Raw genomic sequence first — 22,344 nt, 5'->3', positions numbered from 1 at the left:
GGAGGGAACCCTGATCATGCCCGAGATCCTGTGTCAGCAAGCGTTGGAACGGGTACTGACCTACCTGGATGACGATGGCGTTGCATTGACAACAGACGCCTGCAGGCGAGCCCTTCGCCTTGTGGAGACGTCGATGGCAATGGGCGCCGGGCCGGACCTGCCCGCCCGCTGTATCGACAGCATTCCCGATATTTTCGAGCGCCCCCATGAGAGCATTCCGGATGCCAACCCACCACTGAAGCGGGGGCACATAGGCTATGAATGACATGGCCGACAGGGAAGCCACACTGGTTCGGAGACGTTCCGGCAGTTGGCGCAGAGTCGCCACCTTCAGACGCCTGCTGCTAACCATTTTCGTGCTGGGGCAAACGCTTACCGCCTGCTATTTTCTGCTCTGGGTTTTACCGTACCACGGCGGCACCATGGTCGAATTGGGGCTGTTGGTGCTGTTCGCGCTGCTGTACATGTGGATTGCCGTTGGCTTCTGGACGGCCGTATTCGGTTTTCTGCTCAGGCTGGTGGGTGGAGACCGCCACAGCTTGCTGAAGCGGCATGCCGGAAAGGATCTGGAGGCAACACCATTAGCCAGGACGGCCATCATCATGCCGGTCTATCACGAGCCCGTTTACTGGACTCTCAGTGGGCTCAAGGCGGTGTATCAGGACCTTGAACGCTCCGGCCATCTGGACCAGTTTGAATTCTATATTCTCTCGGACAGCCGCGACCCTAACGTCTGGCTTGAGGAGCAGGCCACCTGGTATCAACTGTGCCGGGAGCTTGGGGCCGAAGGGCGGCTGTTTTATCGCCGGCGGAGGGTAAACCTCAACTTCAAGAGTGGCAATGTGGCGGATTTCCTGCGCCGCTGGGGCCGCCGCTACCGCTACACCGTGGTTCTCGATGCCGACAGCCTGCTCAGTGCCGACACCATCGTGCGCATGGTTCAACTTATGGAACGTGAGCCGAAGGTTGGCATACTGCAGACGGCGCCCTCCATCATCAACGGTGAGTCATTGTTTGCAAGGGTGCAGCAGTTCTCCAACCGCCTCTATTCCACCCTGTTCGCCACTGGTCTTGCCGCCATCCAGATGGGCGACGCCGCATTCTGGGGGCACAACGCCATTATCCGGATCAAACCCTTTATGGAGCATTGCGGTCTGCGCAAACTGCGCGGGTTCGGCCTGTTCCGGGGGCCTATCATGAGCCACGACTTTGTCGAAGCCGCCTACATGGGAAGAGCCGGTTACGAAGTCTGGCTGGAGCCCGGCCTTGGCAACAGTTTCGAGGAGTCTCCGCCAACGCTGTCGGACGAACTCTCCCGTGACAATCGCTGGTCCCGGGGGAATCTCCAGCATTTGTGGATTCTGCTGTTCGGGCGCCGGCTCCGGCTGGCCCACAGGATGGCTCTGTTGAACGGGGTCATGGCTTATATGGCTTCGCCACTCTGGCTGGCGTTCCTGATCCTGACCACCGTGGAAGCGGTACAGATGACTGTCGCCAGAATCGATTACTTCCCCGAGGGGCATCAGGGGTTGTTCCCGTTGTGGCCGGAATGGCGACCGGAATGGGCACTCGGCCTGGCGTTAAGCACTCTTTCGCTGCTGTTTATCCCGAAATTCCTGGCCATTCTGGACGCGGTTATTCACGGCACGGCCAGGCAGTTTGGCGGGGGTTTGAGACTGTTTATCAGTGTCCTGGCTGAAATCGTGGTTTCGGTCCTGCTTGCGCCTATAAGGATGATGGCCCACAGCCGCTATGTTATTGGCGCCTTGTTGAACCTGTCGCTGACCTGGGCCGGACAGAACCGCACTCAGGAGACCTCCTGGCGGGACGCCTTCCTGACCCAGCTTCCCGGAATGGTGGTCGCGGCAGGTTGGTCCGCCTTTGCCTGGAGCCTGGATCCCATGTTCTTCCTCTGGTCACTGCCGGTTGCTATTCCGCTGTTGCTGGCGGCTCCCACGTCCGTGTTCCTGAGCCGGGTTGGAGCAGGTCAGGCCCTGCGAACCTGGGGCATGCTGTTGATACCGGAAGAACGAGTGCCCGTGAAGGTATTGGAAGACGCCCGTACAGCCAGGCGTAACGGTGAAGAAAGATCATTGTTGACGGCGGTGGAAGCTGCGGTGGTCCGGCCCAGGCTCAACCGGCTACACCAGGCCCTTGCCCGCAATGTCCGTCTCACCAGAAGGGCGGAGCTGCTGGCGCCCCTGGTGGAGCGGTTTAGCAGCGAAGGGCCCGAGTCACTGTCGCGGAGCGAACTCAGCCAGTTATTCCGAGACAGACAGTCGCTGGCGGAACTGCACAAGCTTGCCTGGCAGGCTCCACCAGACAGCTTCTGGGGCCGGCGTATCAATTTTCTTGGCAGAACCAGTTGGAGCCGGGCGACCAGGTACTGACAGAAACCTGGCTGGACCAATACAAGCCGCCGCCGGAGCAATAAAGGGCATAGCCATGGAAAAACAGGAAGAAAACCGAAAAGGCGAAGGGTCCGGCGAGCCAGGGGAGGATGGCGACCAGTTTGAACGAAGCCTGCTTCCAATGGTGGATGTTCGCAGTACCTCGCTGATTGTTCTCACCTGCGTCGCGGGACTGTATTTTATCTCCTGGGCCCAAGCGGTCTTGTTGCCTCTGGTGGTGGCCATTCTCATCAGTTACGCCCTGGATCCACTGGTGTCCGGGTTGGAAAAATTTCGGATTCCTCGCACCCTTAGTGCCGCACTGGTGTTGACCATTGTGGTGGCTGCCGTGGTCGGTGCGAGTATCCCCCTGAAGCGGGAAACCATGGCCATACTGGACAAGGCGCCCCTCGCCATTGAGCGGTTCCAGCGCAGCGAATCGCGCTCCGCGCCTAAGGAAGAGAGCGTCATGGAAAAGGCCCAGGACGTGGCCAAGAAAATCGAGGAGAGTGCGGGGGATGAAGAGGCAGAGGCGGCGGAGCAGCCCGAAGTGATGCGGGTCAGGGTGGTGGACAAGCCTTTCAAAGTCTGGCAATACCTGATGCAGGAGTCTTCGACGATACTGGTACTGATATCCCAGGCTTTTTCCGCACTGTTACTGGTTTTTTTCATGCTTGCGGCGGGCAGGCTCTACAAGCGAAAAGTCGTCAGATTGTCGGGGCCGGCATTCCATAGCATGCGCAAGGCTGCGCGGATCATGAACGAGTTCCATAGTCAGGTGCGGCGCTTCCTGTTTGTGATGTTGCTGGGCGCTGTGTTTGTGGGGTTTTTCACCTGGCTGGCGTTTTTTTTACTGGGAATGGAGCAGGCTGTTTTCTGGGGCGTAGTGGCGGGTGTGGCAAGTGTCGCGCCGTATCTGGGGCCGTTTCTGGTCATGGCGGGTTCCGGAGTGGCCGCCTTCATTCAATTTGGCTCCATCGATATGGCCGTCATCGTCGCCGGTGCCTCGCTTGTGGTCACCAGCATCCAGGGGAACCTGTTACTCCCCATGCTCACCAGCCGTGTCTCCAGCCTTAACGAAGTGGCCATCTTCCTTGGCCTGTTGTTCTGGGGTTGGCTCTGGGGCCCGGTGGGGCTCATCATTGCGACACCCGTGCTGATGATCATCAAGACCCTGTGCGACCACGTCAGCAATCTGAGAGCGGTAGGGGAGTTGCTGGGCAAGTGAGGTTTCCATGTCAACAATTGAGCAATCTTTGTTCGATGGATTGTTGACAATAGTATGTCGCTGGCGTAAATTTCGGATCATTCCAGTCACTATTGTTGACAAAAATATGTCCGAAGCCATCATTCAATCCTATACTCGCGCCGATGAAGCCTTTGATTGTCTGCAAACGGCGATCGTGAAAGGCGATCTCATCCCAGGCGAGAAAATCGGCGAAGTGGAACTCTGCTCCCGTTTTAATCTCACCCGCGGCCCCCTGAGGGAGGCCCTTGGCCGACTCGAATCCCGCGGCTTACTGGTACGCCGCCCCCACGCCGGGGTAAAGGTGGTTTCCGTGAGCGCCTCGGAACTGATGGAACTCTACCGCATCCGGGAAGTGATGGAAGGCCTGGCAGCACGACAGGCCGCCGAGCGTATGACAGACCAGGAGATTGCCGACCTTCAGGCTACCCTCGACAATCACGAGCGAATGATCGATGAAGCCCAGGGCCAGGCCTATTATCAGGCCGAAGGAGATTATGACTTCCACCACCGGATCGCCACCGGCAGCCGCAACACCAAGCTGGCCCAGATGCTACTGGGCGACCTTTACTACATGGTGCGGATGTACCGTTACCGGTTAAGCACCTCCACCGGGCGCCCCCATCGGGCGCTGGGTGAACACCGCCGTATCGTCGAAGCCATTGCCCAGCGCGATGGTGAACTCGCCGAATTCCTGATGAAAAGACACATAAACGCCGCCCGCCTGAACATCGAGAAAAAGATTGAAGAAGGCGAACTGACGATCTGAAAAAGGGGTCTGACCCCAACTTCATGCACAACTTTACGAATAACGAAGAGAGGCCAACACCATGTCCAAAAAACTCAGCCCAGGCGCCCGCTTCCGCAAGGCCCTGAAAGAAAACCAGCCCCTGCAGATCGTAGGAACCGTCAACGCCTACGCCGCCATGATGGCCGAAAAAGTCGGTCACCAGGCGATCTACCTCTCCGGTGGCGGCGTAGCCAACGCCTCCTACGGCCTGCCGGATCTGGGCATGACTACCATGAACGACGTGGTTGAGGATGTTCGCCGCATCACCGCAGCCACTGACGTACCTCTGCTGGTCGACATCGACACCGGCTGGGGTGGCGCTTTCAACATCGGTCGAACCATTCGCGAAATGGAACGTGCCGGCGCGGCAGCGGTCCATATTGAAGACCAAGTCGCCCAGAAACGTTGCGGCCACCGCCCGAACAAGGAAATCGTCTCCCAGGAAGAAATGGTAGACCGGATCAAAGCCGCGGTTGATGCCCGTGAAGACAAAGACTTCTTCATCATGGCCCGTACCGATGCCTTCCAGAAAGAAGGCCTGGAAGCCGCCATTGAGCGCGCCAAAGCCTGCATCGAAGCCGGCGCAGACGGCATCTTTGCCGAAGCGGTTACCGAGCTGGAACACTACAAGGCTTTCTCTGAAGCCCTGGATGTGCCCATTCTGGCCAACATCACCGAATTCGGTGCCACGCCGCTGTATAACCGCAAAGAGCTGGCCGAAGCCGGCGCCGACATGGTGCTATACCCGCTCAGCGCCTTCCGCGCCATGAACAAGGCCGCCCTGACTGTTTACCAGAACATCCTGGAGAAGGGCGACCAGAAAGACGTGGTTGACCTGATGCAGACCCGGATGGAACTGTATGATTTCCTGAACTACCACGACTTCGAGCAGAAGCTGGATCAGTTGTTCCAGCAGAGCAAAGGCTAATGAGGTCTGTTGGATTACGCCTTCGGCTAATCCAACCTACAAAGATTCCGGCATTAATTATGTGTAGGTCGGATTAGGCGAAGCCGTAATCCGACACCCCAAACAAGATAAAGATGGGAGACAACAATGGCTGAAGCAAAAAAACTGAGCGGCGCAGGCCTTCGAGGCCAGGTAGCTGGCGAAACCGCACTGTGTACCGTTGGCAAAAGCGGTGCCGGCCTGACTTACCGCGGCTACGACATCGCCGATCTGGCTGAAAAAGCCCAGTTCGAGGAAATTGCTTACCTGCTGCTTCGCGGCAAATTGCCAAACCGCCAGGAGCTGGATGCCTACACCAAAAAGCTCCAGAGCCTCCGTGGCCTGCCGGCTGCCCTGAAAACCGTACTGGAGCAGATCCCCAAAGACGCGCACCCGATGGATGTGATGCGTACTGGCTGTTCCATGCTGGGTAACCTGGAAACCGAGCAGGACTTCAGCGAGCAGGACGACAAGATCGACCGTATGCTGGCGGTGTTCCCGTCGATCATCACTTACTGGTACCGCTTCGCCCACGAAGGCATTCGCATCGAGACCGACAGTGACGTCGATTCCATCGGAGGTCACTTCCTGGAGCTGCTCCACGGCAAGAAACCCAGCGAACTGCACGAGCGCGTAATGAACGTGTCGCTGATTCTCTACGCCGAGCACGAATTCAACGCCTCCACCTTTACCGCCCGGGTTTGCGCTTCAACGCTCTCCGATATCCACAGCTGCGTAACCGGCGCCATCGGCACACTGCGCGGCCCGCTGCACGGTGGTGCCAACGAAGCCGCCATGGCGCTGATCCAGAAGTTCCAGACCCCGGACGAAGCCGAAGCAGGCCTGATGGGCATGCTCGAGCGCAAGGAAAAGATCATGGGCTTCGGTCACGCGATCTACAAGGATTCCGACCCGCGCAACGCCATTATCAAGCAGTGGTCCAAAAAGCTGGCGGACGAAGTGGGCGATACCGTTCTGTATCCGGTTTCCGAGCGCTGCGAAGCCGTCATGTGGCGCGAGAAGAAGCTGTTCTGCAACGCCGATTTCTTCCACGCCTCCGCCTATCACTTCATGGGCATCCCGACCGAGCTGTTCACCCCCATCTTCGTGATGTCCCGCGTCTCCGGCTGGACCGCCCACGTGAAAGAGCAGCGCGAAAACAACCGCATCATCCGCCCAAGCGCCGATTACACCGGCCCGGCAGATGCGAAGTGGGTGCCGATCGACGAACGCCCCTAATGAAATTATTGCCACGGACGACACGGACTTTCACGGACCAAAAGATTTGAAGACCTGTTTGTCTTTGTCCGTGTGTGTCCGTGTCGTCCGTGGCTAGAAAAAGCATTCAGAGATCCCAATATGAACACTCAATATCGCAAACCCCTACCAGGCACCGACCTGGACTACTTCGATACCCGCCAGGCCGTGGAAGATATTCAGGCCGGCGCCTACGACAAACTCCCGTACACCTCCAAAATCCTGGCCGAACAACTGGTTCGCCGCTGCGATCCCGAGGTGCTGACGGATTCCCTGAAGCAGCTCATCGAGCGCAAGAGGGACCTGGACTTCCCCTGGTACCCGGCGCGTGTGGTGTGCCACGACATCCTCGGCCAGACCGCTCTGGTGGATCTGGCGGGCCTGCGTGATGCCATCGCCGAGAAGGGCGGTGATCCCGCCAAGGTCAATCCGGTTGTACCCACCCAGCTGATCGTGGATCACTCCCTGGCCGTTGAGCACGCTGGTTTCGAAAAGGACGCGTTTGAGAAGAACCGCCAGATCGAAGACCGCCGCAACGACGACCGCTTCCACTTCATCAACTGGACCAAGACCGCGTTCAAGAACGTGGACGTGATTCCTCCCGGCAACGGCATCATGCACCAGATCAACCTGGAGAAAATGTCTCCGGTGGTCCAGGCTCGGCCGGATGGGGAAGGAAAGCGCGTGGCCTACCCGGACACCTGCGTCGGCACCGACAGCCACACCCCGATGGTGGACGCCCTGGGCGTCATTTCAGTTGGCGTAGGCGGCCTGGAAGCCGAAAGCGTGATGCTCGGCCGTGCCTCGATGATGCGGCTGCCGGATATCGTCGGCGTTGAGCTGACAGGTAAAATTCAGCCCGGCATCACCAGCACAGACATGGTACTGGCTATTACCGAATTCCTTCGCAAAGAACGCGTGGTGGGTGCTTACCTGGAATTCTATGGAGAAGGCGCCGACAGCCTCACCGTGGGCGACCGTGCCACCATTTCCAACATGACCCCGGAATACGGCGCGACTGCCGCCATGTTCTACATCGACGGTCAGACCATCGACTACCTGAAACTGACCGGTCGCGAAGACGACCAGGTGGCCCTGGTGGAGAAGTTCGCCAAGGAAACCGGCCTGTGGGCAGACAGCATGAAAAACGCCGAATACGAGCGTGTGCTGAAGTTTGACCTGTCCAAGGTTACCCGCACCCTGGCTGGCCCTTCGAACCCCCACGCCCACCTGCCCACATCCGAGCTTGCAGAGCGCGGCATTGCCGGTGAGTGGACGCAGGAAGAAGGCAAAATGCCAGATGGCGCCGTCATCATCGCTGCCATCACCAGCTGTACCAACACCAGCAACCCCCGGAACATGGTCGCCGCAGGCCTTATCGCCCGCAACGCCAACAAGCTGGGTCTGACCCGTAAGTCCTGGGTAAAAACCTCCCTGGCGCCGGGTTCCAAGACGGTCAAGATGTACCTGGAAGAAGCCAAGCTGATGCCAGAACTGGAAAACCTCGGCTTTGGTGTTGTGGCCTTCGCCTGCACCACCTGTAACGGCATGAGTGGTGCGCTGGACCCGGTTATCCAGAAGGAAATCATCGACCGGGATCTGTATTCCACTGCGGTGCTGTCCGGTAACCGGAACTTTGATGGCCGGATTCACCCCTACGCCAAGCAGGCGTTCCTGGCGTCACCGCCGCTGGTAGTGGCCTATGCTATCGCCGGCACCATCCGCTTCGACATCGAGAAAGATGCCCTGGGCTATGACAAGGACGGCAACCCCGTCACCCTGAAGGACATCTGGCCAGATGATGCGGAAATCGATGCCATTGTGAAAGCCAGCGTGAAGCCGGAACAGTTCCGCAGCACCTACATCCCGATGTTCGACATCACCCGGGATGCCCAGGCCAACACCAACCCGCTGTATGACTGGCGCCCGAAGAGCACTTATATCCGCCGCCCGCCGTACTGGGAAGGTGGCATGGTGGGTGAGAAAGCCCTCAAGGGTATGCGTCCGCTGGCGATATTGCCGGACAACATCACCACGGATCACCTGTCGCCATCCAACGCCATCCTGATGAACAGTGCCTCTGGTGAATACCTGCACAAGATGGGCGTGCCGGAGGAAGACTTTAACTCCTACGCCACCCACCGTGGTGATCACCTGACTGCCCAGCGTGCCACCTTCGCCAACCCGAAACTGTTCAACGAAATGGTCCGGGACGAAAACGGCAACGTGAAGCAGGGCTCCCTGGCCCGGATCGAACCGGAAGGCAAGGTCACCCGCATGTGGGAGGCCATAGAAACCTACATGGAGCGCAAACAGCCGCTGATCATCATCGCCGGCGCCGACTACGGCCAGGGCTCATCCCGTGACTGGGCCGCCAAAGGCGTTGCTCTGGCTGGTGTCGAGGCAATCGTGGCGGAAGGATTTGAGCGGATTCACCGTACCAACCTGATTGGTATGGGCGTGATGCCCCTGCAGTTTGAAGAAGGCACCACCCGCAAGACCCTCGCCCTCGACGGCACCGAAACCTACGACGTAGAAGGCACCCCGGCGCCCCGAGCCGAACTGACGCTGGTCATCCACCGCAAAAACGGTAGCACCGAGCGTGTTCCGGTGATGTGCCGCCTGGATACCGCAGAAGAAGTGTCTATCTACAGCGCCGGTGGGGTGTTGCAGCGATTTGCTGAGGATTTCCTGCAATCGGAAGGTGCGGCATGACACACAAACCCCAAATTAAAATCCCCGCCACCTACATGCGTGGCGGTACCTCAAAAGGCGTCTTCTTTCGCCTGCAGGATCTCCCGGAAGCAGCACAAACCCCAGGCGAGGCCCGGGACAAGCTGCTCTTGCGTGTCATCGGCAGCCCGGACCCCTACCAGAAACAGATCGACGGCATGGGTGGTGCCACCTCCAGCACCAGCAAAACCGTCATCCTGGCGGAGCCCACCCAGCCGGATCACGATGTCGACTACCTGTTCGGCCAGGTCTCCATCGACAAGCCGTTTGTGGACTGGAGCGGTAACTGCGGCAACCTCACTGCTGCCGTGGGTGCGTTCGCCATCAAAAGTGGCTTCGTCGCCAAGGACCGAATCCCTGACGATGGCACCTGCACGGTCCGCATCTGGCAGGCCAACATCCGCAAAACCATCGTCGCCCACGTGCCCATCACCAGGGGCGAAGTGCAGGAAACCGGCGATTTCGAGCTGGATGGTGTGACTTTCCCGGCGGCGGAAGTGCAGGTGGAATTCATGGATCCCGCCGATGGCGAAGGTTCCATGTTCCCCACCGGCAACCTGGTGGATGATCTGGATGTTCCCGGAGTCGGAACCCTGAAAGCCACCATGATCAACGCCGGCATCCCCACCATCTTCGTCAACGCCGAAGACATCGGGTACAAGGGCATCGAACTCCAGGACGACATCAACTCCGATCCCAAAGCATTGGCCATGTTCGAAACCATACGGGCCTACGGAGCGGTAAAAATGGGGCTGATTCAGAAAATCGAAGAAGCCGCCAACCGCCAGCACACCCCGAAAGTGGCCTTTGTCGCCAAACCCTCTGATTACGTGTCCTCAAGCGGAAAACAGATCGGGGCAGGGGATGTGGATGTGTTGGTCCGGGCACTGTCCATGGGCAAACTGCATCACGCCATGATGGGCACCGCTGCGGTGGCTATCGCAACTGCCTCAGCGGTTCCCGGAACTCTCGTGAATCTGGCTGCCGGTGGAGGTGACCGGACTCATGTGACCTTTGGCCATCCCTCAGGAACGCTGCGGGTGGGTGCTGAAGCACAGGAAGTAAAGTGTCAGTGGTCAGCCACCAAAGCCATTATGAGCAGAAGTGCCCGTGTGCTTATGGAAGGTTGGGTGAGGGTGCCCGGGGATTCGTTCTAGCGGAGCTCCCAGGACCGGGGATTGCCTGAGTTACTCGACGGTGTGACTCAACACCTTCGAGCTCTCACTTTTCAGGCCATCTGTGTCGACAGTCTTCATTGAAAAATACCAGGTTGTGGAGCTTAACCCCGAAATCTCAGCACTGGTTTGGGCTCCACCAACCACAACTGTGTTGCTGAGGTCACTTGGCGAATCGCCGTAAACAATTTCATACCTCTGGATTTCACTGAGAGAAATTGAGCTGCCATTAACACGGGTCAATGGTGCGGTCCAGCTCAGGGTTACAGTGCCGGTGTCGGGTTCCGGGGTTGTGGGTACACTGGTGTAGCGGTTGTTATTGATCTCGGATGCGTCATCTAACCAGGGCGAGAGGCCATTGCGGAGTTCCCAAGTGTCAGATAGGCCATCCCCATCAGAATCCGTGTCTGAAGGCACGCTGAGATCAGGGGACCTTACCACCTCGCCGATCTTCAGCTCTGCTCCTGTCGAGTCGTCGATGATTGAAAGCTGAGCGACGGCAGCGCCTCCATGCTCATAATATTCCATCATGAGGTTTACGCTCTGCTGAGGCTGAAACGTAACGGTTGTTGTATAGGCACTGGCCCCCTGATCCCGCCATGCGGAGAGATTTTTCTCGCCGTCGACGTAAAGCCTGAATCCGTCGTCAGTACGAACCCTGAACGTATAGTTCCTGCCTCCATCGGGATGAGGAGCGGTAAACTCGCCATACCATCTGGCACTGAAATTATCTTTGAGTTGCCCGTCTGCGAAAGATCCCGAACTGGACTGGAAATAAATCGTTTGGTCGTTGCGGGCGGCGAGAAACCGATCAAAATCTCTTCCCTGAAAGTACTGTCCTACAAACCCGTTGGTGTAAGCCACATCTGATGTTAAACCGCCATCAACGTTTGGTGCTGACGTGCTGTCCACAATATAGCTGGCAATGTTTTGTCCGGAGATAATTTCACGGCTAAATCCCGGGCCATCCCACGCCACGCTGAAGTGATCCCCTCCACCCGCTTCCTTGTGGACAATTTCGAAGTAATATCCTTTGTCCGCTGAAAGTTCAATCGCAGGCGACCTTTGCGAACTGTATTTGCTGTAGTTCAGCGACCTGGTCCAGTCTGGAACTGCGGCAATTTTGCTCTTCTGTGAGGCATCGTAGGAGGAGCTTAGCCAAAATTCGGTCTCATCGTCGCCGCTTACATAAAAGGTATACAGGCCTGTCGCAGGGGGAAGGATGTAGCCTCTGACCAGAGAGCCGTAGTTATCGCCTCGACTTGTAACACCCTGAAGTTCAGTCACTGTCTTTGTGAGGTCGGGGCTTTCGGGATAGGTCTCGTTTGCTGTCAAAGCCTCGATCGAATCCCCGGTGATATCGTCCCAATAGTAAATCCGGACTTCACCCGGCACACTCGATTCTGGCAGTGAGGCGGTTGACGGTAGTTTTTTGAGATCCTGTGCCTGCGAGGTCTGGCAGACTGCTAAGAGAAAAGCCGAGCAGTGCAGAATAAATAAAATATGTCGTGGCAATGTGAATCTCCCTGGTCAGCCACCAAAGCCATCATGAGCAGAAGTGCCCATGTGCTTATGGAAGGTTGGGTGAGGGTGCCTGGCGGCACCCTCATGCTGGGCTGGCTCAGCTTTTTCGTCTGGTCATACCTATGCCCAGCAGGCCAAGTCCAAGCAGCCCAAGTGTGGCTGGCTCAGGGACTGCTGTTACCTCGATGTCGAACCCGGTGCTGCCGCCATGATCCTCACGCAGAAGCTGAAGATAGTGGGTTCCCGCCCCGAGTACAGTGCCAAAGGAGTACTCGCCAGGATTGGAAGGTCCACCGGCCATGGCACCAAATTTAAAAACACCGTTAATCCAGGCAAAGATACCGTTGTCTACCCCGATATCAACAGAAATGTTGGCTGCTTCCTCAAGCACGAACTCATAGCCAATCGCAGTTTCATGATTGATAGTCCAGCTTGCCGGAATAGCTGTATTCGGGCCGCTCCAGGTGCCCACCGTGAAGTCACCAGCAAGCCAGTTTCCAAGGTTTGGGGTCAGGGAAAGATCCGGCTCTGGAAGAGGATTGACATTGGGGTCTCCCTCGCTGACGTTTGGTCCCGGAAAAGAGGTGGAGCCAGGGCCGTAGGTAACTGCCAAGTCTCCCAAGCCCTGGTTGTACCAGCCCGTCGTGCTGTTATCGATAATAATCGTCGCTGATGCGACACCCGCAAACATCGTGAGCGCTGTGCCAGCCACCAATTGTTTAATCTTTCTCATGAGGCAACTCCAACTTCCGAATGAATGTCCGATTATCGTAAAAGCAAGATTGGTGCCTGTGATAGACTAAACATACAAAACAATTAGATAGCCGGAATTGTTGCAGTCGACATCACTATTGTGTAAGAAAAATCGACATATATTATTGAAACTCTCAAACCGTTTTTTGGCCGCCATTTTTCGAGACTGGCAGGTCTTAAACGGGTCATTCACATGTGATTAAGCCGGTTAGTATTCTTTGTGTCAGCATATTTTACGCATCTTTAGACCACTCTTCCGTTTGAGTTCACTTTTAATCCAAAATTAACTATAAAACGACGTGTTAAATTGTTTTTGTTTTTATAAATGGCATTTTGATACATCGCCTAAAGATACATGGATGTTTAGGCGATTCATTAATAATCAATAAATGTCGAGCACGCTTACACCTGCCTTTCTAAAACAGCTAGTATTAAAATTTAACATATTGAAAGATAATAACTTTTGTTATGTGGTATGGCTAATGCTTACTAAACTATACCGCTGATGCGCTTTATTGAAGTTTGGCTGCCAGCGTTCACAATCAAGGAGAGATAACTATGAACACTGCACTTAAAAGAACGCTTCTATCAACGCTTGTCGTGCCTTTTGCGCTGGGTGTGCAATCTGCCAGCGCTGAAATGATTACCAACTGGGGCTATGAGGTGAACAGCTCGTTCACTGACTATAGTGCCACTGGCGGAACGGGCGTCATCACACCTTCCGATGAAAACCGTAAACTGTCATGGGGCCTCAGCGATCCACAGTCATCTGTTGCGATAACTGATGTTGCTGCTGACAGTGGCCTTATGACCAATGGGGATTTCGTAGATGGTGGGGTATTCACCCACACTAACAATGACCTCCCTGTCGCAGGTGTTGCGTTGGCCAGCTTCGACCTGACCTCGACTTTGACGCTGACCCAGGTTGCTCCAACTGGCGATAACGAGTTTACGGACTCCCGTACCTTCGAGGGTTTCTTCAATGAAACGCTGAATAGTGCACCGTGTGTTGTTGTGCCATCTAATCCCGCATGCGCTGACATTTTCACCATTGATAACATCGACGCTCTGAATTTCCAGGAAGATGGTGGAATTTTCCTGTTCGTTTCACCGTCGTTCATCATTGATGATTACAGCTATACGGTATTCCTTGAATTGGAGGGCCTGTCCCGCCTGGGTAGCGACGTCTGTAATGCAGCGGGTGCTTCAGACGATTGTGTTGGTCTTGTGACCCAAGAGGGCGGTGCGACCAACTTCGATACCCGGTTTAAAATCACCGCTGTACCTGAGCCAGGTACCTTGGCTTTGCTAGGTCTTGGCCTCGCCGGCCTGGGCCTGTCACGCAGGAAGAAAGCAGCAAAGGCATAAACTCTGAACAGTTATAATGCTTAGATGATAGTGTTGGTAAAAAAAGCCCCCGCTGAGAAGCGGGGGCTTTTTCATTCTGGAATTTTCCCTAAGCCGAAAGCACTGAGGGAGATTCAGAATCGCTCAGGCGCTGGTGGGGTCAGGCAACCTTTTGCTCGCTTGCCTTATAATCGGTATCCGGCTTCGCCGGCAAGTATCGCCCATCGTCAGTAATCAGCGACCAGACATCCGGACGGCGCTTCTTGATGCCGTCAATCAGTGACGCCGCCTCGGTAAAGGCAGGACGGCGGCGGCCGTGATATTCCAGCACCGGTCCCACATGATCAAATTCCACACCAAATCGCTTTAACAGGCGCAGCTGTGCTGGCTCCATGACCGCCATCCAGTGGGTTATGCCATGTCTGATCGACATCTGGAGAATACCGGCGAAAAGCCCGAGGCTGATATATGGCATGGCGCGCTTGCCGTTTTCCGAATCACTGTAGCAGACGAAATCGCTGATGCCAGCGTCCGATTCGTCCTCATTGAGACGCCGCCGAAACTCCCGGCTGACCGCCATCCGGGAAATTTCTGCGATCTGCTCGCGGCGTGCGCCTGCAAATGCGTCCTGTGCGCGTTGGTCCATCCGGTGGATACAGGGGGCTTCCATGGGAAAATCGGCCTGTTCCAAGTTATCGCCCGCCATCACCAGACGAACGGTTGCAACGCTGTCCCCCGTTAGTCGGTGCCGGATCAGAGCGTGGGCGGATCGCGGGTCGTACACATCGTGCTCGCGTTTATCGGCGAAGCAATTGGGGTCCTCGAAAGGTCGGTCGATGCAGTAAACCTGGTACCGAACTTCAAAGACCTCGTTAATCGCCTCTGGAGATGTCGCCAATTCAACATTAAATACCGAGTTGAAAATGGTACTGACGTCTTCGTGAGTTTGTTGGATATTCGTGGTTTCTGTTTTATGCCGAAGTGCAAACCCTGTGTTCATTTTTAGGCCCTCATTCTTCCCCGTTCAGGGAGCTGTTGTAGCGATAGTCGCAGTGAGAAAAAGCGCCGTCTTAACTCCATTTGATGGCGTACTACCGGTGCATCGAGGTGACAGCTCATCAGACCTCGGAACGCTTGATCCTGGGCACGTAACGTCCGGGCGCCAGGATAAAATTTGGGTCGACTGCCGCTTTCAGTTGACTGGCAAGTCTGGAGAAAGCAGAGCCACCGGTATTCAGGGTGTCCATCGCGTCAATGTTGAGGCGGTAGGGCAGGAAGCCCTCTTTTTGCCCCTCATTGTAAAGTGCGCGATAACAGTCGTTTGCCCGCGCTGTCGCCTCCGCGTCCCTGCGATCAAACAGCAGGGGAACGGTAGAGTCGAAGCAGCGATCATTTACTGTCGTCAATGTAATCAGCGGGTTGATACCGTACTGCGGGCAAATTCGTTCAATCATATTGATATAGCGGCGAACGTCTTTTCCCCGTATGGGGACCAGCGGCGCGAACCATATGAGCCCACAGCCATCCCTTGCGGGGTTTTTGGGTTGCCCGGGTTCGGGCAGGGTACCTGAGCGCCAATAAGCCAGAGCCAACGCGACATCGTTGGGGGTACCATGCATGATTTCCAGCGCGCCAGAGAGCGTATCCGCCATGCCCTTAACCCTTGTTGCAAGCCTGCCGGGCAGCACACGGGCAACGGTTCGCACCAGGTCAACTTTTCGTCGGTTGATAAAGATGAGCCGGTCGGTCACTGGGCCGAGAAGCCGCTTTAGTGTGCGCCGGGCCGCTCGGGCTACCTCCTTTGACGCGTAAATCGCGCCAACCCCGCTCCAGGCAGGAACGCCATGACGGTTGGCGAGGTTTTCAACTTCGTTTGCAGGTAGAACGCCGTCAACGGCCATGTTTTCAGGGAAGGGCGTCATCATCGAGAGCATGCGTTGACTGTTGAGCAGGTTAATCGCCACAACTGAACCGCCAAGTGCTCGCAACACAGCCCTGACGGTGGGCACCAGCGCTTCCAGTTTGGCGTCGTCTTTAGTGGAAAAGAAAAAGGCAGTCACGGTTTCTGGCGCCGGCGCAAGGGCGATGGTCAAATTCACAACCACCCCGAAATTCCCCTGGCTGAAAAGCCCGTCGATATAAGGTCCGAGGCCCCATTTGAAAAGCCCATCTACTTCGGCGCCGCCAAGTTCGCTGAGCGGCGTGCGGTAAAGAGTGCCGTCGGGCAGGATTGCTTCGATTTTTGTAACCGCCGCAAAATGATCAGTAATCGGCGTGATGCCGTAACCCCGCTCAAGGGCATTTCCAAGAATGCTGCATGTGGGCCCTGCGCCGGTCACCGGAACGAGGTAATCGCCATCATGGCGATCGAGGAAGTCCCTCAGGGCACCTTGGGTTACACCGGGCTCAACAGTGACAACGCCCATTTCGGGATCGAAACCGGAAATCCGGTCAAGCCCGCTCAGATCGAGGATGACGCAGCCGTCTTCAACCGGGTTGGCACTTCCGTAGCCCCAGTTATTACCAGTGCTCACTGGGTACACGGCGACGTTCCACCGTTGCGCAATCTCGAGAACCGCCGCAACCTGATCCTGGTTCTCTGGGCGGAGTACAGCGGGAATAGAGCGCTTCGCTCCTATTGTGGAGGCGCCAAATTTTGCTGCACTAGATGACACGACTCCGGATTCACCCAGAATCGTGGCCCATTCGGCAATTGCAGATTCGGTGGCGGTGCTATTCACTGGCGTTTCCACGGTTAATCGAAGACTTAATGAATATGTCGTTAAAGTTTACTGACGGCGTGTTCATCTTTAGCGCGAAGAGTATAGGCGAGATAAGACCGGCATAACCATGTTGTACCATTACGGCTTTGAAAACGATTGATTTTAAATAACTGAAGTACAAACAAACAGTTAAAATGAGATTAGAGAAATACGATGGGGGTTGTTCATTAAAATAATTTAACTAATATTTTTTTCTACATTTTGAAAAATGTAACTAATTGATTTGTAGGGGTAAATGGAGATGTTCGGAAAAGTAAGTTAGTTATCTTTAAAGGGTATATAAAGTTAACACATATACAAAGTTAACAGGAAATTCTGAGAGTGTGTAAATAAAATGTTACAACTTCCGACTCTGTTGCTGTCAGTTTAATTTACGTATGTTGTTGGAGATTGTATTTAGAATCAAATAATGTGCTTTTTTCCACTTTCCATAAGTAAAAGGTGCTTTCGCCCGTGGATCTTGGGGTCTCGGTGCAGGGTGAGCTAGTCTGTGGTGAGCAGACACCAAAATCGAAGGAGCCGTTGCCATGTCCGCAACATTCGACCTCAACGAACGCCCAGATTACGATGACCTAATACAGACCATCGCTGATTACACGCTCGGCTACCGGATAAAAAGCAAGGAGGCCTGGAACACCGCCCGCAACTGTCTGATGGACACGTTGGGCTGCGGCTTGCTGGCCCTTCGATTCCCCGAATGCACAAAACACCTGGGGCCAATTGTTGAGGGCACGGTAGTGCCCCATGGCGCCCGCGTTCCCGGAACCTCCTTCCGGCTGGATCCGGTTAAAGCCGCCTGGGATATTGGCTGCATCATCCGCTGGCTGGACTACAACGACACATGGCTCGCTGCCGAGTGGGGGCATCCGTCCGACAACCTGGGGGGTATTCTTGCGGTCGCTGACCACCTTTCCCAGAAAAGGGTGGCGGAAGGCAAAGCGCCGCTGATCATGAAGGATGTACTTGAAGCCATGATTATGGCCCACGAAATCCAGGGTGTGCTGGCGCTCGAAAACTCCTTCAATCGGGTGGGGCTGGATCATGTGGTGCTGGTCAAAGTGGCATCCACAGCTGTCACCGCAAAACTGATGGGCGCTAACCGGGAGCAGCTGCTGTCGGCTCTGTCCCACGCCTGGGTGGATGGCCAGTCACTGCGAACCTACCGCCACGCGCCCAATGCAGGCTCCCGCAAGTCCTGGGCAGCAGGGGATGCTACGTCCCGTGCCGTGCGATTGGCTGATATCGCCATGCGAGGAGAGATGGGTATTCCGAGTGCATTGACAGCCCCCCAATGGGGCTTCTATGACGTTCTGTTCAGCAAAACCAACAAAGACCAGAGGCTAAAGCCCGAGGATAAGCGTCAGTTTTCTTTACCCCAGGCATTTGGCTCTTACGTAATGGAGAACATTCTGTTCAAGATCTCCTTTCCGGCGGAGTTCCATGCCCAGACAGCGGCGGAAGCAGCGGTAACCCTGCATCCCCAGGTTAAAGACCGTATTGACGAGATCGACCGGATTGTTATCACCACCCATGAATCCGCCATTCGCATCATCTCCAAACAGGGCAAGCTTGCCAACGCCGCAGACAGGGACCACTGCTTGCAGTACATGGCGGCGGTCCCGCTCATTTTTGGCAACCTGACTGCCGAGCACTATGAAGACAGTTTCCACGAAGCCAATCCGGTTATCGATCGGCTTCGGGAAAAAATGGAAGTGGTGGAAGACGAAAGGTATACCCGTGAGTATCTGGAAGAGGACAAGCGATCTATCGCCAATTCCATTCAGGTATTATTCAAGGATGGCAGCAGCACGGACAAAGTTGGGGTTGAGTACCCCATTGGGCATCGTCGCCGCAGGAAAGAGGGGATCCCTTTATTAGAAGACAAATTCCACAACAACCTCGCAACCCGTTTCCCTGACCAGCGCTGCGATCAGATCTATCAGCTCTGCAAGGACCAGAAGGTGCTGGAAGTCACCTCAGTGCATGAGTTTGTCAGCCTTTTTGTAATCTGACTCCGGGACAAGACATCGTCCCAAATACAAAGCCCCCGCCGTGAGGTCGGGGGCGTTGTCATCAACCTGCGCCCGGATTAGTCTATCAGGGCTTTTTGCCAGACTTAACGCAAATCAGGCTTCAAGCTTACGGCGTCGACTAATTCCCATCGCAGCTAAACCGAGCCCCAAGAGAGCAAGTGTTCCGGGCTCTGGGACTTTAGCGACCGCAACATTGTCCAGCCCCCAACCATCGTTGGTGCCTGTGCCATTGTTGAACGTCAACATAGCGCTAGTGAAGAATACATCAGAAAAAATAGTCACGTATGCCAGATTGTTGTCTGCTAGCGGGGAGGTTATTTGGATTTCATCTGAAACGGTACCGTCAGCGAACTCCAATTTGAGAGATGCATTGATATCATTCGAATCTGACAGATAGAAGCCGAGGGCGTTTCGATTTCCCGCAGCGCCGTCCATTACACTCCATGTGACCGTGGCCGCGTCATTGCTATCCAACCAGTTGCCAGCAAATTCTCGACCGAACTCTCCAGTTTTCTTGTCTTCAATCATCAGATCGCCAATCTGGACGTCGTCACTGTTCGGTGAAGTTTCTGCCTGCGTTAGCTGAAACGTGCCCACAGAGGTATTGAATGATGAGGATGCTAAAACCCAACTTCTCTGCTGATTGCCTACAACGAATGACTCGTAGCCATCATTGTCTGGATCCTGAATGGCATTCGGAGCTATGCCGTTGAAAGTTTCTGTTATTCTATACGAAGTCCCGTCCCTGAATGCTTGTTCAGCTGCCGCGGCATTTGCTGATCCGTAGGCAACGTCCTTTGTAATCAGAACTGCGCTAGCCGGTACAGACACGCTTGCTATTACGGTACATAGCAGACTTCTCGTCAATAATTTCATGGGTCATACTTCCTTTTTATCTATCTGATTACAGCCGAAAAAGATGGCCACTATTTGTCTCAAGCGATTACCATGCCAAGACATATAAAAAGTATAAATACAGCGATCTAGAAACTACCGGCTGTCACAGAAATGAGACATGTGTAAAAAAGTTCGACAGCTTTTCGGGTGTTTGCTCAAGTTCGATTCCTCATTTAACACCATTTTACAAATCATGGCTTTACAAGCAGATTGAACTTCATCGTAATTAACGTAGAATCGAATCCGAGTTTGTGTCCGATGCCGGGAAGCACGGAATTGTTCGCCCGCGAGCACCACAAGGAGTTGATTTGGCCCACGTCAGGCTGTTCAAACATTATCTTCATCTACCCTTTATAGTCCTGGGGCTTATTGATTGGATCCTCGTGGCCCTCTCATTTGCTCTCTCTGTTTTTTTTCGATTTTTCGGTGATTCTGAGCTGTTCTGGTCCAGCATTGCTTTCATTCTTCCTTCCTGTATCGTTTTTGCTACGTTGAGCCTGTTAGTCATGATCGCCCTTGGAGTTCACCAGGCTAAGGTTGAAGAAGGTATGTCCAGCATGATGTTGCGGACCATCATGGCTGTGATCATCGTTTTGCCGGTGTGTGGCTTCTTATACTTTCTTGTCGGTGACTGGCTCTGGTATCTCGGGGATCAGAGTGTTTTGACCTCCGCAGCGGTATTCAGTGTTTTCATGCTGGGATTCGGGCGTTCTGTATTTTTTGCCCTGGTCGGGAAAGACACTTTCCGGCGAAAAGTGCTGGTACTCGGGGCTGGCCGCCGCGCCCGACAGCTTTTTGAAGATCTGACAACGCCCTTCAACAAAAAGGGCTTTAATCTTGTTGGGTTTGTCCCGTTGCCGGATGCGCCGGTTGAAGTAAAATCAGAGCACCTTCTGGACCTGCCTACTTCACTTCATCAGTTCATTCTCAAAAACCCGATCGCAGAGATAGTTGTTGCGGTTGATGACAGGCGGAAAGGCCTGCCGATGGAAGATTTGCTGGAATGCAAAATGGAGGGTGTAAAGATTGTTGACGGAGCAAGCTTTTATGAGCGGGAATCCCGGAAAGTTGCTCTGGAGATGAGTACGCCGGGATGGCTGGTATTTTCAGATGGTTTTAACGTCTCCTCCGTTTCCGGCATTGCAAAGCGGTCTCTGGATCTTGTTGCCGCTTTAACTTTGTTCCTGCTCTCGTTGCCATTGATGCTTTTAACCGCATTGGCGATAAAGGCAGAAGATGGGATCTCGGCTCCAGTCCTCTATAGTCAGGAGCGCGTGGGCCTGAATGGTAGAACGTTCAAGGTTTACAAGTTCCGATCGATGATCACTGATGCCGAGAAAAACGGTGCGGTCTGGGCGACTAAAAATGATGCCCGGGTAACGAAAATTGGAGCTTTCATCCGAAAGGTGCGAATTGACGAGTTGCCTCAGATTTTCAATATTGTCAACGGAACAATGTCGTTCGTTGGGCCGAGGCCAGAGCGGCCTGTTTTTGTGAAAGAGCTCACAAAAAAATCCCGCTCTATAAGGAACGTCACCGCGTTAAACCGGGTCTGACCGGCTGGGCGCAACTATGCTTTGCCTATGCGGATAACGAGGAAGACACGCGAGAAAAGCTCAGATACGATCTTTACTACATCAAGAATCAAAGCCTTATGCTGGACTTATTGATTATAATTCAGACAGTAGAAGTGGTATTGTTCAAGAAAGGATCAAGGTAGTTCCGACGGCTACACCTCTCGGAACTGTTTTAACATCATGGACTTATATTAAGGAAATACGATGACACTGCTTGCTCGAAAACTTTTGATTCTGCTGGCTGGAATAGTTGCAATTGTGATTACTGGTTGTGCTTCTACGCCTGCCTCATCCCCTGAGAGAGTACAAAAAGCATTGAGCTCTGACCCCGGTGGTGCAAACACCCCTTACATACTGGGCGTGACCGATGTTGTATCTGTGACGGTCTGGCGTAACCAGGACCTTAGTATTTCTGTCCCCGTCAGGCCGGATGGAATGATTTCTGTGCCTATCATTGGAGACGTCAGAGCAGCAGGGAATTCACCGGAGACCCTTGCCGAGAACATTGAAGGGGAGCTTTCCGCCTACATCCGCGAGCCCCAGGTTAGCGTTATTGTTACATCCATGGGTAGTAACGAATTCAGGGACCGGGTTCGGGTTACGGGTGCCGTAGCACAGCCGATTTCAGTTCCCTATCGGGACGGCATGACGGTTCTCGACATGCTGCTGAGTGCCGGTGGCGCGACCCAATTCGCCGCACTAAATAATTCCATGCTGTATCGCCCGATGAATGGCGAAATCGTAGCGATTCCCGTGCGTCTGGACGATATCTTGGCAAAAGGTGATGTGAAAACAAACTACAGAATGCGCCCAGGAGATATCCTTGCGGTACCTGAACGCAGTTTCTAAGCTAATATCAGCATAACAAAGTGTGACAGCCAGGAAGGCAGGAA

General features: G+C 54.7%; 18 protein-coding genes. 13 read left to right on the top strand and 5 right to left on the bottom strand.

The genetic code is table 11. The features are described 5' to 3' along the window. Positions 1-16: 16 nt before the first annotated feature. The 8 genes from CLH62_RS01945 (at position 17) to prpF (ending at position 10,519) form a co-directional block, all read left to right on the top strand. Positions 17-265, top strand: coding sequence for a hypothetical protein (locus CLH62_RS01945; protein WP_099616465.1), 249 nt, complete (start codon positions 17-19; stop codon positions 263-265). Beyond that, positions 258-2,390 carry a glucans biosynthesis glucosyltransferase MdoH gene (gene mdoH, locus CLH62_RS01940; protein ID WP_228152748.1) on the top strand — a complete coding sequence of 711 codons (2,133 nt, stop codon included), beginning with the start codon at positions 258-260 and terminating at the stop codon, positions 2,388-2,390. The genes CLH62_RS01945 and mdoH overlap by 8 nt, the downstream gene beginning before the upstream one ends. A gap of 55 nt (positions 2,391-2,445) precedes the next feature. After that, on the top strand, positions 2,446-3,618 hold the full coding sequence (locus CLH62_RS01935; protein WP_099616464.1) for an AI-2E family transporter: 1,173 nt from the start codon (positions 2,446-2,448) through the stop codon (positions 3,616-3,618). Positions 3,619-3,724: 106 nt separating this feature from the next. Further along, positions 3,725-4,405: a GntR family transcriptional regulator gene (locus tag CLH62_RS01930; RefSeq protein ID WP_099616463.1), complete on the top strand. Its 681-nt coding sequence runs from the start codon at positions 3,725-3,727 to the stop codon at positions 4,403-4,405. 61 nt (positions 4,406-4,466) lie between these two features. After that, a complete protein-coding gene (prpB, locus tag CLH62_RS01925) occupies positions 4,467-5,354 on the top strand; it encodes a methylisocitrate lyase (protein ID WP_099616462.1) in 888 nt (295 codons plus the stop codon). A gap of 126 nt (positions 5,355-5,480) precedes the next feature. Continuing rightward, complete coding sequence (prpC, locus tag CLH62_RS01920) at positions 5,481-6,611, top strand: bifunctional 2-methylcitrate synthase/citrate synthase (protein WP_099616461.1); 1,131 nt, start codon at positions 5,481-5,483, stop codon at positions 6,609-6,611. Between the two features lie 120 nt (positions 6,612-6,731). Beyond that, positions 6,732-9,344 carry a Fe/S-dependent 2-methylisocitrate dehydratase AcnD gene (gene acnD, locus CLH62_RS01915; RefSeq protein ID WP_099616460.1) on the top strand — a complete coding sequence of 871 codons (2,613 nt, stop codon included), beginning with the start codon at positions 6,732-6,734 and terminating at the stop codon, positions 9,342-9,344. Continuing rightward, a complete protein-coding gene (prpF, locus tag CLH62_RS01910) occupies positions 9,341-10,519 on the top strand; it encodes a 2-methylaconitate cis-trans isomerase PrpF (protein ID WP_099616459.1) in 1,179 nt (392 codons plus the stop codon). The genes acnD and prpF overlap by 4 nt, the downstream gene beginning before the upstream one ends. A gap of 30 nt (positions 10,520-10,549) precedes the next feature. Here the strand turns inward: prpF and CLH62_RS01905 are convergent, their stop codons facing one another. Both CLH62_RS01905 and CLH62_RS01900 read right to left on the bottom strand, forming a co-directional pair. Next, positions 10,550-12,052 (bottom strand): PA14 domain-containing protein, encoded by a 1,503-nt coding sequence (locus CLH62_RS01905; protein WP_099616458.1) that lies wholly within the window; start codon positions 12,050-12,052, stop codon positions 10,550-10,552. Positions 12,053-12,158: 106 nt separating this feature from the next. Then, positions 12,159-12,794 (bottom strand): PEP-CTERM sorting domain-containing protein, encoded by a 636-nt coding sequence (locus CLH62_RS01900; RefSeq protein ID WP_099616457.1) that lies wholly within the window; start codon positions 12,792-12,794, stop codon positions 12,159-12,161. 578 nt (positions 12,795-13,372) lie between these two features. Here CLH62_RS01900 and CLH62_RS01895 point away from each other — a divergent pair. Next, positions 13,373-14,182, top strand: coding sequence for a THxN family PEP-CTERM protein (locus tag CLH62_RS01895; RefSeq protein WP_099616456.1), 810 nt, complete (start codon positions 13,373-13,375; stop codon positions 14,180-14,182). A 139-nt stretch (positions 14,183-14,321) separates the two neighbouring features. On the opposite strand, the gene CLH62_RS01890 is transcribed toward CLH62_RS01895, so the two are convergent. Next, entirely contained in the window at positions 14,322-15,161 is an 840-nt protein-coding gene (locus tag CLH62_RS01890; protein WP_099616455.1) for a PEP-CTERM/exosortase system-associated acyltransferase, read from the bottom strand. Between the two features lie 118 nt (positions 15,162-15,279). After that, positions 15,280-16,902 carry an FAD-binding oxidoreductase gene (locus CLH62_RS01885; protein ID WP_099616454.1) on the bottom strand — a complete coding sequence of 541 codons (1,623 nt, stop codon included), beginning with the start codon at positions 16,900-16,902 and terminating at the stop codon, positions 15,280-15,282. Positions 16,903-17,471: 569 nt separating this feature from the next. On the opposite strand from CLH62_RS01885, the gene prpD reads away from it, so the two are divergent. Then, the gene (prpD, locus tag CLH62_RS01880) at positions 17,472-18,956 is read left to right on the top strand and encodes a 2-methylcitrate dehydratase (RefSeq protein WP_099616453.1); all 1,485 of its coding nucleotides are present in this window, start codon (positions 17,472-17,474) and stop codon (positions 18,954-18,956) included. Positions 18,957-19,070: 114 nt separating this feature from the next. On the opposite strand, the gene CLH62_RS21310 is transcribed toward prpD, so the two are convergent. Further along, entirely contained in the window at positions 19,071-19,853 is a 783-nt protein-coding gene (locus CLH62_RS21310; RefSeq protein ID WP_228152747.1) for a PEP-CTERM sorting domain-containing protein, read from the bottom strand. 329 nt (positions 19,854-20,182) lie between these two features. Between CLH62_RS21310 and CLH62_RS01870 the strand changes: the two genes are divergently transcribed. The 3 genes from CLH62_RS01870 (at position 20,183) to CLH62_RS01865 (ending at position 22,300) form a co-directional block, all read left to right on the top strand. Then, entirely contained in the window at positions 20,183-21,430 is a 1,248-nt protein-coding gene (locus CLH62_RS01870; RefSeq protein ID WP_265734797.1) for a TIGR03013 family XrtA/PEP-CTERM system glycosyltransferase, read from the top strand. Next, positions 21,388-21,594, top strand: a complete 207-nt coding sequence (locus CLH62_RS21500) for a sugar transferase (RefSeq protein WP_322868516.1) — start codon at positions 21,388-21,390, stop codon at positions 21,592-21,594. The genes CLH62_RS01870 and CLH62_RS21500 overlap by 43 nt, the downstream gene beginning before the upstream one ends. A 61-nt stretch (positions 21,595-21,655) precedes the next feature. Beyond that, positions 21,656-22,300: an XrtA/PEP-CTERM system exopolysaccharide export protein gene (locus tag CLH62_RS01865; protein ID WP_099616452.1), complete on the top strand. Its 645-nt coding sequence runs from the start codon at positions 21,656-21,658 to the stop codon at positions 22,298-22,300. Positions 22,301-22,344 lie beyond the last annotated feature (44 nt).

This window comes from Marinobacter guineae (genome assembly GCF_002744735.1).
GTDB lineage: Bacteria > Pseudomonadota > Gammaproteobacteria > Pseudomonadales > Oleiphilaceae > Marinobacter > Marinobacter guineae.
This window is presented reverse-complemented; position numbering and strand designations above follow the sequence as displayed.